Here is a 16,784-nt window from a genome sequence, read left to right as displayed (position 1 = left end):
GCATGCAACACAGGATCCTCTCCCACAAAGAGATACAGTACAAGATTGAACGGATCGCATACCAGATCTACGAAGCCAATGTTGATGAAGATTACCTAATCCTGGCAGGGATCGAGGGAGGCGGGCTCAAATTTGCCAGGAAGCTGCAGAAAGTCTTACAGAAGATCACTGATGCGGAGATTGTACTCTGTAAAGTTGAAATGAATAAGAAGGATCCCTTAAGCAGCGGTGTCAAGACTTCTCTAAGCAATGAAGAATACGCCAACCGTTCCGTAGTAATCGTAGATGATGTCTTAAATTCAGGAACCACGCTGATATACGGAGTACATCATTTTTTACAAACTCCCTTAAAACAATTAAAGACAGCGGTACTGGTGAACCGGAACCACAAGAAATACCCGGTCAAAGCAGATTACAAGGGAATATCTCTATCCACCTCTCTTCAGGAACATGTAAAGGTAGATTTCCAGTCTAAAAATGACGCCGTTTTTTTAGAGTAAGCCCGTAATTTCTGATACCACCTCTGCCCTATCCTTATCTGCGGCATTGATCGTATGGGTCGCCTGCATATAGTAATTCCTTCTTTCAAAGAGATGTTTCCCGATAAACTCGGGTAATTCCTCATCCTTTATATCCCGGATCAGTGGCCGTTTTGCCTTTTCACTTAATAGTCGTTCATTGAGTACAGGAATAGGAAGACTCAGGTAAAAGACATGTGGAGTACTCTCCAGTATAAGTTTCATATTATTGGAATAGCAAGGCGTACCGCCGCCGAGGGCAATGACAACATCCGATGGACCCTCGAGGATTTTTTTTAAGTGAAGATGTTCTTGCTTCCTGAAGTAGATCTCTCCTTTGTCGAGAAAAATCTGCGGGATACTGCTACCGAGATTCTCTGTAATATAATCATCTAAATCGGTAAAAGGGATATCCAAACGGGTGGCAAGCTCCTTGCCGATAGTGGACTTCCCGCTCCCCATATACCCCAGTAAAACAATCTTCATAAAAAATATTTTTCCACAAACTTCCCTCAAAATCAGGGGATTTCAAAGAAATGTCAAAAATATCAGTATTTGCCCTTGAAAAATTAAGAATAGATAGTATATTTGCAGCCGCATTGACAGAGAGATATGCGTTGAAACAATGACTTGGTAGCTCAGTTGGTAGAGCATCTCCCTTTTAAGGAGAGGGTCCTGGGTTCGAGCCCCAGCCAAGTCACGATAAATCGCAAAACCCGCCCGAAAGGAGCGGGTTTTTTGTTTTCCGGACATGCCGAGCTCGCTCGAGCATAAGAGGGAAACAAAAAAGCCTGCAACCGAAAGGTTGCGCGGGTTTTGCAATTGCAGTACGGCACGGCTGGGTCCAACGAGCGAAGCGAAGTTAACCCCAGCCTAGTCACAAGAGCAAGCAAAACCCGCCTATTTTAGGCGGGTTTTTTGTTTTTAGGACCGGGCCAAGCTTGCTTGAGACCGAAACGGAAATTATAATAATTGCGGGTGAATATTCATTAAGAAATCTTCCTGGTTCAGGATCAACTCTACTATTTCTCTCTTGGTCCGATTAGAATACAACCTGAATAATGTTCTTCTTGATCCGCATCGACAAGTGGAGATAAATCAAATGGATTACAGGAAAAATCATAATCAATGTGAACAAGATTATAGTTCGTTTCATATTTCTCCTTTTTACTTCAAGCTGAGGCAGATAAGCTGTATACTCTTTAATTTATTATCTGCCCTTTATAAATTACCATTTCTATATCCCTCACATTATCAATATCATCTAATGGGTTTTTATTTAATAGAACCATATCTGCCAGGTTCCCTGCTTGTAATACTCCAAGCCTTTCATTCCCGATCACGTGAGCTCCATGTTTTGAAGCCGCTACGATGACCTGCATGGGACTGAGCCCTGCTTTCACCATTTCCTTCATTTCGTAATGTGTAGCCGGACCATGGAATAAAAAAGGAACTCCTGCACTAGAACCCAAGGCAATGCGGATACCGGCCTCTTGAATTTTAGTAAGGTTGTCATTTCTGGTAGCCGCAAATTTTGGATCAGGAATTATATTGGTTCGGCCCGACCCTACCTCTATCTCATGGGTATAATATTTTTCGGTTGATTCAATTTTCTCTTCCAGGGAGACGTCCAGACATTTGGAAGATTTTAAAGGTCCGGATATATGACCAACCTGGGCATTAACTATGGCATCGGCTACGCCCAGGGTGGGAATATATGTAATATCGTGCTCTACGGCCAGCTGCAGAAATTCATCGTCTACCACCTCATCTTCTATCGAGTATATCAAGGCTTCCACCCCAAGCTCTATAGCGAGCTTCGCTTCTTCCAGGCCTTTGGAAAATGCCATAATCCGCGTAGAGGTATCTTTATATTCAAAGACAATCTTTTCAATCCGCTCTCGAAGGACTTGGTGATTTGGCGCGTTATGGATATTATGTATGTTTATTCCATCAGGTTCCGCCTTCTTTAAAAATGCTAACCCTTTATCTAAACCTTCCTCCTCATTAATATTAAAAACAATTTCCTCGGCAATCGGGTGGGGTAAAATTTGTTTTTCAAAAGAGAGTAAAGGCCCTGTCGTGTAAAACCTAGGTGCTTTGATCGAATTCATGGCAGTTTTCCTGACATCAAACAGCCATGGATATCCTCCCGTATCAAAAATAGTGGTAACCCCAGAACACAAATATGATTGATGAATCCGTTCAGGATGGTTTTTCAATTTTTTGACTACCTCTTCATAAGGATATCTTTCGCTCACATCGGGAATTAAACCCGGAATTGGAAAGCTATCCAACCAACCTCCCATGGAGTAATGAACATGAAGGTCAATTAAAGCGGGAATGATAAATTTGGATGCAGCATTAATGATCTTCACCTTTTCTGGAATTTCACATGTCCCTAAACACGTGACCTCATCGTTGCTAATTATTATGGTAGCATTTTCTATAGGTGGCGCACCACTACCATCAATAACCCTAGCATTGATAATAGCTATGGAGGTTTGATCTTCCTGGGCTACGCACTCCCAGGATAAAACTATTAAAAATAAGATCCATATAAATCTATTTCTCGATCTTGTAAGTAATAACATAGGCTTATAATTTTTGGTTATGAAGGGAGTGAATGCCTAAAAAACATGATATTTCGCTAATAGTTTAAGTTTCGATTTAGAAAAGGCCACTAACAGTTAATCTTTCGCTGCATAACAAAGTCGAGATCAGATGCAACATAATAACTCTCCGGATAGGATTACCTGGTATCGGGTAAAATTTATCCATTCAGTAAGAGTTATATTTTAATTAACCGGCCTTAGCATCGAATATAATCATTATTAACAACACTCGCTTTATCCCACATCACTAATAATGAATTAGTTACCGTCAGGACAAAATCACTTAAACAGTAAATTAGTGGATTATGAAAAAGTTTCTGAAGTGGTACAAGATCATCCCCATCCTGGCTATTTTCACCTATATCATTGACCTGTTCAGCATGAATACCATCGGTCAGATCCTAGTGGTGGGCTTATTGGTAAAACTCCATACTCTCTGCCGTTCTTCACTCGAAAATGATCGCTTATAAAGTGTGAGAGCCTTTCGGAACGACCAACGAAAAAGCATTGATCATCTACCTGATGATGGCTGGCAGCAGGTAAATTCGCAGTTCGAGCGAAAGATTGCTTTGTCGCCTGGGGGCGGATGGGTTCAACGCGTGTAAGAACTATCCCCTGCACTTTTACCAAGAATCCTATCTGACGAAAAGCTCATAAAGCTGCCCTTTTGCATCCAATTTTCCATAGCAGAAATTCGGATCGCATGACCGATGTAACCCTTAAAAACTGTACTACACCCATTATCTATACCGCTCTATCGAGTCCGGGTAAGGGGCAACACCTTTGCTGATTTCCCAAGGACCACATTTATTGTTTTGAAGCGCAATTATTCTCTTTTCAAGCTCAAGTACAGTCCCGGGATTCCATAGCTTAGAATAGTTCAACCCGGTATAATATTCTTTACAAATACCGGAATGTTCAGACAATAATTCATATATGAGAGTACCTGTTACCAGAAAAGATTTTAAAATTACGCCAGATTCAAGCCGGGTCGTAGCCAGGTTTTTTAACAATGGTGAGAAGCGGACTATAAACTTGGTGAATAGGGTACTTGAACTGGATGATCGCGCCCTTAACATGGAAATGGAACATACTCTGAGGGAGTTTGCGGGAAGGCACCGCAACATTTCGGAAATATTCCTGAAACATTATTCTCAACTGACGGGAATTTTAGCGCAAATGGGCGTGGATGAAAACAAATTGTCCTTAAAACAAAAAATGCTGATAGGGTCGTATTCTACCATGGAATACTCCATAGAATCTGCCGCTCTTTTTAACCCCTCCATAGTAGAAGATACAGACCAGTCCTTCCTTGCAGGAGGAGAAAAAAGAGTAATCCTTTCTTTACGTGCCACCGGGGAAGGACATTTGTCCTCTATCGTATTCAGACGTGGTATACTGGATAAAAATAATAACCTTAGACTAGATAAGGTCAGAAGACATATTGATATGCCCAGCATAGGGCAGAAAAAATCTTACGACAAATCCCGTTTTATTCAGAAACTCCGGGAAATGAAAATTTCAGAGCAGTACTCCTCTCTGATCATGGAGAAGCTCCCGGAAAAGTTTGAATATCATCATTTAAAGGAAAGTGTTAACCATGTGTTGAAAGATGATACGATTAGTGCGGAAAAACGGATGGCGTTGGAAGAAATAACCTGGTTGGTTGATTCCTATTACGACGTAGAGTTCCACATGGATTCGGATATTTCTGAACGGGTGTTATTCCCCATCTCCCCATCGGAGAGCCAGGGGATTGAAGATGCGCGTTTTGTTCGGTTCGAGGAAGAAGATGGCAGTACAAAAGTTTATGCAACCTATACAGCCTATAACGGTCATACCATCCTTCCAAAACTCATTGAGACTACGGATTTCTATTCCTTCCGGGTGATGCCCATTCATGGCAAAGCTGCTCAAAATAAAAATTTCGCCCTCTTTCCGCAGAAGATCAAAGGGAAGTATGCCATGCTAGCTCGAATTGATGGAGTAAATAATTTTTTAATGTACTCGGACAGGATCACACTTTGGAACGACCCTGTAAAGATCCAGGAGCCCAGGTTCCCATGGGAATTTACCCAGATAGGAAATTGCGGGCCACCATTATGGACCCCGGAAGGTTGGTTGGTAATTACACATGGAGTGGGACCGATGAGGCGATACTGTATCGGCGCATCTTTATTTGATCTGGAAGATCCTACAATAGAGATCGGGCGGTTACAGGAGCCATTGCTTACCCCTCTCGAAAATGAAAGAGAAGGCTATGTACCTAATGTAGTATACTCTTGTGGCGCATTAATCCATAACAAAACGCTTATTCTACCATATGCGGTATCGGATTATTCTTCTTCATATGTTACCGTAGAGATGTCCGACCTGCTTTCCGCTTTAAAACGTTGAGCGAGCTTAATTAACGGGATAAGATAGCCTTGTAGGTCTCCATATACGCCTTGATCATAGTTTCTATCCCAAAACGATGCATAGCATCCTCGCGGCAATGAATAGGAGAAATATGATGGAGGTTTTTAATCGCTTCGACAGCTCCTTCTTGGTCAAATACGAGGAAGCCGGTTTTCCCATGCCTGATTAATTCCGCCATACTTCCGCGGTGATAAGCAACTACCGGAGTACCACACATGAGCGCTTCTGCCACACTTAGCCCGAAGGGTTCTTCAAAAGAAATTGGATGTAGCAGTGCGTTAGCCTCACCCAGTAATTTGGCTCTTTGCTCCGGACCGACGTTCCCAAGGTAAATGCTTTGGTGATCATCCAAATAAGGCAGTACTTTGGAGTGGTAGTATGCCTCATCCTGAACAAGCCCGGCAATAAGCAATGGCATACCTGCTTTCCTGGCGATAGCTATAGCCTCGTGCGTACCTTTGTCTGGGTGAATTCTACCAAAGTACAGAAGGTAATCCTTTTTGTGAACACAAAAAGGAAAGTCGCCTGGATCCAGACCGTGGTATATGGTTCTTTCGTAAGTCAGGGATGCATGACGATCGGCATCGGAAATAGAGACGTAGTGAGTATGGTCGTTATATTTCTGATAGACGGGGACGATCTTTTCTGAAGAGAAGCCGTGAATTGTGGTGAGCATAGGAGTTCTTATCAGCTTGCTGTAAGTCAGGGGGAGAAAATCGAAGTGGTTATGAATAAGATCGAAATCCCCGGCACACTCCATTATATTACTGATATGAAGACATTCCCAAACCTTTGGGTCCATGCCTGGCTGTTCTGCATATGGAGCAGGACAAACAGCGGATAAGCGGGCTGCGGTAACAGAGTCTGCCGTGGCAAATAGAGTGACATCTACTCCCATTTGGTGCAGGCCCTCCGTTAAAACAGATGCCACTTGCTCCCAGGGGCCATATTGCCTGGGAGGAGTCCTCCAGGCGATCGGAGATAAAATAGCAACTTTCATTTTATTCCTCAGAGTCACTCCCCGTTTCATTCCCATTAAACAAAAGGCGTGCAAGCAAGTAACTGAGGGTTGATTCTGCGCCCTGGTTTAAATTGACATTCTTCGATTCTAAACCATCATAACACCCTCCGGTCCTGGGGTTATAAATCACCTGGTGAAGTTGATTGTTTCCAAGGAACCAACTAAATGCCGCCTCTTTCTTTTTCCCATAGCCCGTACCGGGCCAAACCGTATCAAATTTTTCCAAGGCCAGGATAGTATAAGCGACGTCTATAGGCTGTTCCCCACCATTTTCCCTTTCCTCCTTATCACTTTTTTGTAACCAGTTCCTGTTCGAGATCACTTGCAGGTGAGAGCCACGGAAAATCTTGGACCAGAGAAAATCAAAGGACTCCCTTGCGGTGTTAGCGAAATTTTCTTTTCCGGTCACCAGGTAAGCACAAAGAATGGCATCGGGCAGGGTGCTATTGGCATAGGTCAGGTACGGTTCAAACCAATTCCAACCCTCCTCTGATTCACCATCGTACAGGGCTATCAATTTCTCTGTCAGTAGATCAATAAGATCTGTATTGGGAATTGTGGGTTTGGTCAATTCCAGGTAATAAAGTCCTTTTATGATAAATGCTATCGCACGTGGGGATCCTATTGCAGCAATATTGGGTAAAAAATCGTGCATCATCTGGAGTGCTCGCCGTTTCAGACCACCCATACCGTCAGGCAAACACTCGCTATGGTAAAGAAAATTACCCAGTGCCCAAATGGCTCTTCCATTAGAGTCTTCCAGGTTTACCTCGTTGTTTTGTGGGGTAAAAGCCCTGTGTATATCAACATAATTAGAAAAAGTACCATCAGGACTTTGGCAAAAGGATACAAAGTTGAAATAACGCTCTATATACGGCAAGATGGCTCGATCACGGGTTTGGGTGTAATACCGGCAGCATACCATCAATGCCCTTGCATTATCATCCAGGGTATAACCTGAACTGGGATCTGGTTTGTTGAGTTCTGCAAACTGAATAATCCCGAAATCAGTGGTCAGTCTTTTTAAATGATCCAGGTTGATGGGAGGTTTTTGAAAGGATAAGCTTATTTGCTTAGGGTCAATTTTCTCAAATAGTAGCCCGTGCGCAATAGCCGAATTTTCCCATGCTGTCGCTGTGGTCGTATGCAAACCTCGCTGACTCCTAGAGTGTCTTAAGCCAGGATCGTCTAATAACCTGATCACCGCTTCGCCTAGTTGCTCTGAATTATTGAAATCTACGAATTCTCCCCTATCATTTTCGAGTACTTCCCTTGCATGTGGGATGGGTGTCGAAATTATAGGACAACCACAACCCAGTGCATAGGAAAAAGTGCCGCTGACTGCCTGGTTGGGGTCTTTTGAAGTAAATAAATAGACATCGGAAAGCTGCAGATATTCCAGCAATTCATCCAGGGGTAAAAACCGGTTCACAAAACGGGTATGCCCGGTAATACCCAGCTCCTGTATTTTGTTCTCTAAAAAATTACGATAGGACTCCCCATCAGATCGCTGAAGTACGGGATGGGTCTTTCCCAGGATAAGGAACAAGGTTTCAGGGTGTTGTGCGATAATCGCCGGCAAGGCAGCAAGCGTGGTCTCGATGCTTTTGCCCGGTCCCAGCAGTCCGAATGTTGATAAGACCTTCCTGCCTCTGAGTCCATATTTCTCTTTTAATTCTTCCCGGTCAGCATGTAGGATTAAATGGGTACCATGTGCAATTACCTGGATCTTATCAACTTCAATCCCATAATGCTCTACCAATAATAGTTTGGAGGCCTTGGTCATCACCGTGATGGCGGTGGCTGCTTGGGCGAGTTCTTTAACCTGGTTCCGAAGAGCTTCCTCCGGTGAAGGTATCACTGTATGAAACGCCAGGATCACCGGTTTTTGGATTCGTTCGAGAAATTCCTGGAAAACTTCTTCCTTATTTCTGAAAAGCCCGAACTCATGTTGCAGCAGCACCAGGTCTATTCCCGGATCCAGATTAATCTGCCGGGCAATAGATTTAAAAGAGGTTTCACAATCCGTACATAGTGAATATTTAACCGGCACTGGGTAGCTATGATTGTCGTTAGAGCCCTCTAAAGGGCAAATGGAAATATTGAGTGAAGTTCCGAACGTCTTCTCCAAAGATGTCATAAGGTCCTGTGCATAGGTAGCAATCCCACACTCCCTTGGAGGAAATGTGGATATCAGTAATATTCCTGTTTGCTGTGTTTTTTTAAAAGATTTGGACAGAGTAGATACCTTTTGTTTTGCTGAACCCTGAAATCGTTTTCTCAGGGTCGATGTACCTGATATGAATTGGGAATTTTTTTTCATGTCGCCATTTTTTTTAAGACTCATGCAGACCCGTGAACCCAAGTGTTTCAAGGCAGTTAATGAGACTGTAATAAGATTATAGGTAGGATGGACAAATAATTTAATCCACTATTATAGGGGTCCCGGTCTACCTTTCGGTTAAGTTCTGTTCCTTAAATACCCCTACCCTATTTACTGGAAGAGTGACATTTACGGATTTACTAAGTTGGGATGATAACTTCTAATGACGGTATCCAATCCGTCAAAAATTGAACCCGAACAGAGAGTTTTTAGAGCATTTTCTATCCTCCTAAAAATATTCATGCGGTATGCTTAAAGAGAACAGAAAATTGAATACATAAGCGTATCAGACCGTTAAAAGAATGAGGTTTGGACTGGTTGGCGGCCCGCCCGTACCGAACGGCACGTTCGGGCGGGTTGGCAGTTCGGAGCGTGGGGTTTGGTATCTTCAACTATAGCTCAGCTCCCTTTGTCCCTTTGTAACCTTGTAACCTTGTAACCTTGTAACCCAAGAAAATTACTGCAAGCTTTATGCAGTGAATTCGATTAATTTGAAACCAGGGCGGGGTTTAGAGCCCCTGTTCATCAGTGTAGTTTTGAAAAGAAAAATAAGGAAACCGGGCTGACTACGCATTTTCCCAATTGCTTAACCTAAATTTTTAAAATAAGTCTTGCCTGTCTCCTTGGTACAGAATAACCATTTGTACAATGCAATAAAATTAAAAGAGACGGGGCTGACTTCGCATTTTCCCATGTGATTAACCTAGATTTTTATAATAAGTCGAGCCCGTCTCCCTTGTACAGAATAACCATATGTACAATGCAATAAAATTAAAGAGACGGGGCTGACTTCGCATTTTCCCATTTGCTTAACCTAGATTTTTAAAATAAGTCGAGCCCGTCTCCCTTGTACGGAATAACCATTTGTACAATGCAATAAAATTAAAGAGACGGGGCTGACTTCGCACTTTCCCAATTGCTAACCTAAATTTTTAGAATAAGTCTAGCCCGTCTTCTTTACAAGGTAATCCTGGGATGATAGTTTAGTTTTTTACATCCACTTTTCCGGATTAACCCACCTTATGAAATTTTGAATAGTATATATCTGTTATGGTTTTCAATCAAAAGCAAAACCCGTTGATATCCTAAATATAAAGGCATACATGACAACTCCATACATGGCGAATGAGAACCAGGCAAATATCTTAAAATAATTCTTGGTTAGTTGGCTGCCTAAATTTTTAAATCCTTCTGTATAAATTTCTCTGACTAAATGTAAAGTATTCATAGTAGTATTGATTTGGGGTTATATATTATTTATAAGCGAAAGCAAGTTATATTGATTCCTGTATATATATTAGATAAAACTGATTACTGTCACTCCTCCGCTTTGAATGGTGTACAGTAGATAGATGCTACTGGAAACCAGAGCCACCAGGTAAGCGACAAGTGGTGAAATAAAAATTGCTTTTTTCATGACTATTAATATTTGGGGTTTAATAGAGCTGTAAAATTATGATGAAATACATTAGTAGTGTTCTGATTTTCGGTCGATTACGAAAAAGTGTCGATGAATGGGCAAATATTTACGATGAATGGTAAATTCTCAGAAAATCGCAGGAATCAGGTCACTAAACGACTGGCTAACTGATTGTTAGAAGGCAAAATAAACTCTATATATATCTTTATACAATTCCCCTGCCACCAAGCTGCAGACGGATGTGATAAATCCTTTAAGATTGTCAAACAGCTGCAATTTATTCTATCTCGTTAGCAACAGATATTACTAAAGTAGGTTCATCCGCTTAATTAGTTCTGCCCTGTTGGAACGACTCACGGGTATTACCTCTTTGCCTACCAACAGACTGTTATCTTCAAAATCAATAATTTTTTTAGTGTTGATCACAAAAGAACGATGGACTTTAAGAAAGGTGTCTGCCGGAAGTTTTTCTTCCAGTTTTTTAAGCGTAGTATGTACGGTATAACATTCTTTGTCCGTTTTCAGTATGATGTAATCACCATGGGCCTTGATCACGGTAATGGTGGGAATATCAATTTTAACAAGTCTATGGTTTATGTTGATATACAAATCTTCCGAAGTCTCGTCGGGAACCGGGCTGTCAAAGGTAGGAGGTGAATGTGCTGCACGCAAAAAGGCTTTTTCCACCCCTTTGTCAAACCTATCTTGGTTTATAGGCTTCAGGAGATAATCGATGATATTGGGGTATTCAAAGGCTTGCAGTGCATAATCGCTATCGGAGGTAGTCAGGATGATCAAGGGAGAGTCCTTAACCGTACGAATGAAATCAATACCGTTAAATTGAGGCATATGGATGTCAAGAAATACCAGGTCGATGTGGTGTTCATTTAAATATTTAATGCCCTCTAAGGCAGAAGAAAAACTGGCTTTAAGATCAATCCTGGGATTATTTCCTGCGAGTATACCTGTCATTGTCCTCGCCATTTCCTCGTCGTCAATAATTATACATTTCATCCTCGAATTTCGGTTTTGAGTTCGAAAAGACTTTCCTGAACCAGTTACTCCATATATGCATTCTAAGCTTAATGGAGGCTTAAATGCTAAAATTGTATATCAGAGACCACCATCCAAGGATAATGATCATCGCCAGTATGATGGTTATTTTCGAGGGAAGATTAAGGGCTTAATCCTGTTTTACATATGCCCAGACTAATCATACATATAGACAGAGCACGTAGGGAACTTCATACTTGTGTAAGAAATTACATTAAAAATTATATTATAGAAAATAAACTTTTCAATATTTTCTTACATAAGGCTATATGTGTGTATTCTGTATTTAAACTGGATCCATATTTAAGTGGGTTATATTGATAAGGAAAATAGTGAAAACTGCAGCTTATGTTAAGCTAGAGATGCCACAATGGTTGTTCTAAGAAAAATAGATGATACTATCCTTTAAATGGATTGTCCTCCTACAATTCTGCACGGCAATTAATCTATTACTACCAGTATTCCTTGATAATCTGATAAAACTTTATCCATGAACATTCATAGTGAACATACAGCAGCGTACTACCCTTTTATCACCCCATTTTATTTTCCTGGAATTTCAGACCAGACCGCACAACAAATTAGGACACGTAGATCATAGACATAATTAATTATTAAGAGTCTATAAATCAAGTTTTTATGTGTAACTTAAGCAATACTAATCAACTAAATTTACTGCCATGAAAACTCTGAGGAAAATAGGTGCATCTATGGTCTTATGCACAATCTTATTATTTGCCACAACCCTATTTGGCCAAGAAAACGAAACTAGTCACGAAGAGAATTCTTTTACCACCGCCGCAGATGGAAAAGACCTTAATTGGTTAGCTGCGCCTGACTTCTTTCCGGGTTGCACATTTACCATTTTACATGGAGATCTGAAATCCCCGAACCTGGATTTCTTTTTTAAAATCGATCCTAATACCGAAGTGATCAATCACACTCATAATTCTCAGGAGCGCATGATCTTAATTTCAGGCGATTTGGAAGTTCAGTACGAAGGTGAGGACGCGGTAGTCATGAAAGCGGGCAGCTATGCTTATGGCCCTGCTGGAAAACCCCATAGGGCAAAATGCCTGGACAATGGTCCCTGTGTGCTTTTCGTGGCGATGGTGGAGCCCTTTGATGCCGTGCCAGTTGCGCAAAAAGAATAGATAATGCAATAGTCCAAATTTAAATTTCACTTCTCTGGGTTAAAGTATTTATCCGTGTAGGGATATAGAACTGAATTTGACTCTTGTCTTTCTGTAATCTTTATGCAGCAGGCCCCTTCACCGGGCGGGGTTCAGAGAACTCCTTCCTAATCAAGTATGAATTCCGTGCTTGTTTCCTGCAGGGAGTACGAATAACTTCTACCAGGGGCGGGGTTCGGAGAACCCCATCGCTCTTTGCTTATTGCATGTTTTTTGCAGTGAATCCGGTTAACTTTGAAACGGGAAGGGACTACTTGTTACCCCTGCTCTCACCGCTAATATGGCAATACCTGCTATTCCTGGCAGCCAGTTATCTCTTATTCCCGCAGCGGGTTAAACCCGACTTTTTGATATCCACTGTAGGTTTCTTGCAGTGTAAACGGTTAAATTGGAAACGGGGAGGGACAACCGGCCCCCCACTTAACCCTGCATAAATTCCCTACTTGTTTCCTGCAGGGAGTACGAATAACTTCTACCAGGGGCGGGGTTCGGAGAACCGCATGACTTTTTGCTATTTGCATGTTTTTTGCAGTGTGACTGTTTAACTTTGAAACGGGGAAGGACTACTTGTTACCCCTGCTCTCACCGCTAATATGGCCATGCCTGTTATTCCTGGCAGGCAGATATCTCTTATTCCAGCAGCGGGGGGAGTCCGACTTTTTTATATCCACTGCAGGTTTCTTGCAGTCTAAACGGTTAACTAGGAAACGGGGAGGGACAACCGGTCCCCCTCCTAAATCCTGCATGAATTCCCTGCTTGTTTCCTGCAGGGAGTACGAATAACTTCTAACCGGGGCGGGGTTCGGAGAACCCCACTACTTTTTGCTACATGCAAGTTTTTTACAGTGAGTCTGGTTAACTTGAACCCGGGGTAGAGCTAATAGCCCCCATGGATTGCATATAATAGAGATGAAAAAAACTACATATGAAATAAGATCAGATTGAAGTCTTAGTAATTTTTATCCATCTAAACATATACCTCATCAGTCTGAAGTTGGAAAATCCATATTGGTCAATGCAAACCGACCATCATCGAATTAATCATTTTTTGCTTCTGCATAAAATTGCATTCCAAGGTGTGCCTTGCCTCGCTGGTCAAATAGGGTGGCATTATCCCAATGTGATCCTTGTCCCCATTGTGTCCGGCAATTGGTAGTCACCCAGGCAGGCTCCCAATATACCAGCCCGCCTCCATCGGCAGCTTTAATGATCCTGGCCAAACGTTTGAGGTAATCATATTGCCCTTTGGGCGTGGCAGGATACCCGGGAAGTAATGCTTCTTCTCCCAAAATGTTATTCGCTGCATCTGCATTAGCCATAGTATAGGGATAGGCCGTCTCCACTATCATAATCCTTTTTTGATAGGTTTCCTTCAAACTGCTCAAAGCACCCCCCAATTCTTCCAGGGGATATTCAGACCAAAGGGGATAATAAGAGATCCCGATCCAGTCAAAGTCCGTTATTCCATTGGCCACAGCATCTTTAAACCATCTGATTGCGTTTTCAGGCTGAGCGATATGAAGCATTATGCCTACTTCCTTTTCGTATTTTAGACTGATGTCCCTTACGGCCTCAATGCCCTTATTGAATAGGAAAGCATTGCGTGTCCAGTTTATTGGTCCTTCTTTCATATCATCTTGCAGGATCATGACATTGGTTTCATTGCCCACTTGTACCATATCGGGAAGAAGCCCCATGTCTCCTAACTTTAAAAGGGTTTTATATGTATATTGATAGACGGAATCTCCTAATACTGCTGTATTATTCACCTCTGCTTTCCAGGCCTTGGGGACCAACTGTCTTTCCGGGTCTGCCCAGGTATCCGAGTAGTGGAAATCAAGCAGCACAGGAAGCCCCTGTGCTTTAGCCCTGCTGATCGATCTTCGCACATCTTCAAAACCCGAGTATTCACCCCAGGATGGATCGTGCCATAACCTAAATCGTACCAGGTTGGTTCCGGCCTGGGCAAAAATTTGGTAAGGATCCATAGCCTTTCCCTCCTTGTTGTAATAAGTTGCCCCGCAATCCTGCATTTCATTTACGTATGAAAGATCGGCCCCGTAATAGAAAGCCTCCTTTTCCCCTCCTAATTCAGGTTCTGAAGAACCAACAGAGGCTCCGGTATTTTTGCCTGATTCGGAAGAACAGGCAATCAGTAGCACACCTAAGGAGAAAGACCAGATTAATTTGAACATTGTTACTGTTTATTTCTAGATTGGTAATGTTTACGGTAAGCATATATAAGACATTGCACAAATTGCCAAGCTGTACCTTCACAGCTCTAAATGATACTGATCACATTAAATATATTTGTTATTCTTGAAATCTCAGCAATGAAACCAAGGTCAAATAAGCCAATTCCCGATTTTTTCCCCTCTCCTGAACCCGGGGACCTCGTTGTATATGCACCCGGCCGTATCAACCTCATCGGGGAACATATAGATTATAACGGTGGTCATGTGCTCCCGGCTGCTATCGATCAGCAACTGGAACTTGTTTTCCGTCGAAATGATACCGCTCAATGCCGGGTATACTCGGAGCGATACGATCATTACTTTGAATTCTGTCTGGACGATTTGAATCCGGTTGACAATGCATGGAGAAATTATATCATCGGGATTACCGCACAGCTAAAAATTAAATCATCGACCACCCTAAATGGTTTTGATTGCCTGATACGAGGCGAACTGCCGGCAGGTGCCGGTTTGAGTTCCTCTGCAGCACTCTTGTGCGGTACAGGGAAGGGCTTGAATTCGCTTTACAAACTTGGTCTTACGGACAAAAAAATTATACTGATGGCCCAAAAAGCGGAACATGATTATGCTGGCACCCAATGCGGGGTCATGGATCAGTTTGCTGTCGTGAAAGGTAAAAAAAGTACCCTGATACACCTGGATTGCCAGACCTTGAACTATGAGCTTGTTCCGGCTAATTTTAAGCCCTACACCCTAGTCCTGCTAAATACAAATGTTTCTCATAAGCTGGCAGACAGTGAGTACAATAGCCGACGAAATGCATGCGAAAAAGCCCTGGAGATCATAAACGACTTTGGTAATCATTACAGGTATTTAGTGGACGTACCCAAATCCACCTTACTGGATTTACAGGATTCCATGCCAGTAGATCTCTACTCAAAAGCACTTTTCGTGATCGAAGAGAACAATCGCGTACTCCAAGCCGTTGATGAAATAAAAGGTGGTAGGATTGAAGCATTAGGAAGGTTGATGTTCCTATCTCATAGTGGGTTGCGAGATTTGTATAAAGTGAGCTGTCCGGAATTGGACTTCCTCGTCGACTATGCGAGTAACAAACCATATATTGCCGGGTCCAGGATGATGGGCGGAGGATTTGGCGGATGTACTATCAACCTGGTACACGAAAATCATGTAAATGAATTTACCGGGGAAATTTCTGAGGCCTACCTAAAAAGTATGAAGCAACAACTTACCCCTCTTACAATCAAGCTAAGCCAGGGGATAACGATATCAGAATTTAAGTCGACAGATATCTAAGCATCCATGGAATCCGGAAATATCAAAAAATAATGTTTAAAGGACCGCTTACAAAAAATCCTGCCCAGGGGCAGGATTTTATAACTTATACTTCGCTATTCAGGTGAAGATCTCCTTCTCTGCCAACATCTTGTTTGTTACCGGATATAGCGCCCATTCCAATCTTAAACAAGGTGATGAACTTTCCGGCCTGCGAGTCCCAGTAATGGGCCGATTTTGGGGTTACCCGAATGGCAGATAGCTTGGGATCCTCTACCCCGTCAAACCAGGTATCATCTGCTTTGCTGTATAGCTCATTAAGCACATTCTGATCTTTACTGATCTCCGCAGTACCATAGATCGTCAGGAATTCCATTTCATTGGGGTTGCTGTATATCAATTGTAAATATCCATCGTTATGGATATTCTTATTATGTTCACTATTGTCATTGCTTAGGAACCATATTTTACCATCCTCATCGACCTTCTTAGTGCTCATTGGAATGATATGAGTAGGTCGCTGACCCAGCCCGGTTTCCATCATGGCGAAGTCTATATCGTCGACCATGTCTTTTAATTTTTTCCTCGCTTCTTCGTTATATAGATTCTCTTGACTCATAATTTTATATTTTCCAGAAAATTACACTTCTATCAGCATGAATAAGAGTCTCA

General features: G+C 42.2%; 13 protein-coding genes and 1 tRNA gene. 6 read left to right on the top strand and 8 right to left on the bottom strand.

Features of this window, described 5'->3' with window-relative positions:
• Window positions 1-2 precede the first annotated feature (2 nt).
• The gene (locus PP178_RS10395) at window positions 3-500 is read left to right on the top strand and encodes a phosphoribosyltransferase family protein (protein ID WP_272594277.1); all 498 of its coding nucleotides are present in this window, start codon (window positions 3-5) and stop codon (window positions 498-500) included.
• Here the strand turns inward: PP178_RS10395 and PP178_RS10390 are convergent.
• Window positions 492-1,004 (bottom strand): shikimate kinase, encoded by a 513-nt coding sequence (locus tag PP178_RS10390; protein ID WP_272594276.1) that lies wholly within the window; start codon window positions 1,002-1,004, stop codon window positions 492-494. The genes PP178_RS10395 and PP178_RS10390 overlap by 9 nt on opposite strands.
• 141 nt (window positions 1,005-1,145) lie before the next feature.
• Here PP178_RS10390 and PP178_RS10385 point away from each other — a divergent pair.
• Window positions 1,146-1,218, top strand: a tRNA-Lys gene (locus PP178_RS10385).
• Between the two features lie 502 nt (window positions 1,219-1,720).
• Here the strand turns inward: PP178_RS10385 and PP178_RS10380 are convergent.
• Complete coding sequence (locus PP178_RS10380; protein WP_272594275.1) at window positions 1,721-3,112, bottom strand: amidohydrolase family protein; 1,392 nt, start codon at window positions 3,110-3,112, stop codon at window positions 1,721-1,723.
• Window positions 3,113-3,438: 326 nt separating this feature from the next.
• Here PP178_RS10380 and PP178_RS10375 point away from each other — a divergent pair, with 326 nt between their 5' ends.
• Complete coding sequence (locus tag PP178_RS10375) at window positions 3,439-3,603, top strand: hypothetical protein (protein WP_272594274.1); 165 nt, start codon at window positions 3,439-3,441, stop codon at window positions 3,601-3,603.
• Between the two features lie 466 nt (window positions 3,604-4,069).
• Window positions 4,070-5,530: a glycoside hydrolase family 130 protein gene (locus tag PP178_RS10370; protein ID WP_272594273.1), complete on the top strand. Its 1,461-nt coding sequence runs from the start codon at window positions 4,070-4,072 to the stop codon at window positions 5,528-5,530.
• Between the two features lie 10 nt (window positions 5,531-5,540).
• Here the strand turns inward: PP178_RS10370 and PP178_RS10365 are convergent, their stop codons facing one another.
• The 4 genes from PP178_RS10365 to PP178_RS10355 all read right to left on the bottom strand — a co-directional run bounded on the left by PP178_RS10365 (window position 5,541) and on the right by PP178_RS10355 (window position 11,389).
• A complete protein-coding gene (locus tag PP178_RS10365; protein WP_272594272.1) occupies window positions 5,541-6,551 on the bottom strand; it encodes a glycosyltransferase family 4 protein in 1,011 nt (336 codons plus the stop codon).
• A 1-nt stretch (window position 6,552) separates the two neighbouring features.
• Window positions 6,553-8,895: a glycosyltransferase gene (locus tag PP178_RS10360; protein ID WP_272594271.1), complete on the bottom strand. Its 2,343-nt coding sequence runs from the start codon at window positions 8,893-8,895 to the stop codon at window positions 6,553-6,555.
• A 1,117-nt stretch (window positions 8,896-10,012) separates the two neighbouring features.
• On the bottom strand, window positions 10,013-10,183 hold the full coding sequence (locus PP178_RS14740) for a DUF6747 family protein (RefSeq protein ID WP_336298535.1): 171 nt from the start codon (window positions 10,181-10,183) through the stop codon (window positions 10,013-10,015).
• 498 nt (window positions 10,184-10,681) lie between these two features.
• The gene (locus tag PP178_RS10355; protein WP_272594270.1) at window positions 10,682-11,389 is read right to left on the bottom strand and encodes a LytR/AlgR family response regulator transcription factor; all 708 of its coding nucleotides are present in this window, start codon (window positions 11,387-11,389) and stop codon (window positions 10,682-10,684) included.
• A gap of 719 nt (window positions 11,390-12,108) precedes the next feature.
• Between PP178_RS10355 and PP178_RS10350 the strand changes: the two genes are divergently transcribed.
• Window positions 12,109-12,582, top strand: coding sequence for a cupin domain-containing protein (locus PP178_RS10350; RefSeq protein WP_272594269.1), 474 nt, complete (start codon window positions 12,109-12,111; stop codon window positions 12,580-12,582).
• Between the two features lie 1,076 nt (window positions 12,583-13,658).
• Here PP178_RS10350 and PP178_RS10345 read toward each other — a convergent pair.
• On the bottom strand, window positions 13,659-14,816 hold the full coding sequence (locus PP178_RS10345) for a glycoside hydrolase family 53 protein (protein WP_272594268.1): 1,158 nt from the start codon (window positions 14,814-14,816) through the stop codon (window positions 13,659-13,661).
• A gap of 138 nt (window positions 14,817-14,954) precedes the next feature.
• Here PP178_RS10345 and galK point away from each other — a divergent pair, with 138 nt between their 5' ends.
• On the top strand, window positions 14,955-16,133 hold the full coding sequence (galK, locus tag PP178_RS10340) for a galactokinase (RefSeq protein ID WP_272594267.1): 1,179 nt from the start codon (window positions 14,955-14,957) through the stop codon (window positions 16,131-16,133).
• 85 nt (window positions 16,134-16,218) lie between these two features.
• Here galK and PP178_RS10335 read toward each other — a convergent pair whose 3' ends face one another.
• Window positions 16,219-16,731 carry a pyridoxamine 5'-phosphate oxidase family protein gene (locus tag PP178_RS10335; RefSeq protein ID WP_272594266.1) on the bottom strand — a complete coding sequence of 171 codons (513 nt, stop codon included), beginning with the start codon at window positions 16,729-16,731 and terminating at the stop codon, window positions 16,219-16,221.
• Between the last annotated feature and the right edge of the window lie 53 nt (window positions 16,732-16,784).

Origin of the sequence: Zeaxanthinibacter sp. PT1 (assembly GCF_028464225.1) — a bacterium.
Taxonomy (GTDB): Bacteria; Bacteroidota; Bacteroidia; order Flavobacteriales; family Flavobacteriaceae; genus Zeaxanthinibacter.
Note: the sequence above shows the minus strand (reverse complement) of the source record. Positions and strands in the feature narration are given on the sequence as shown.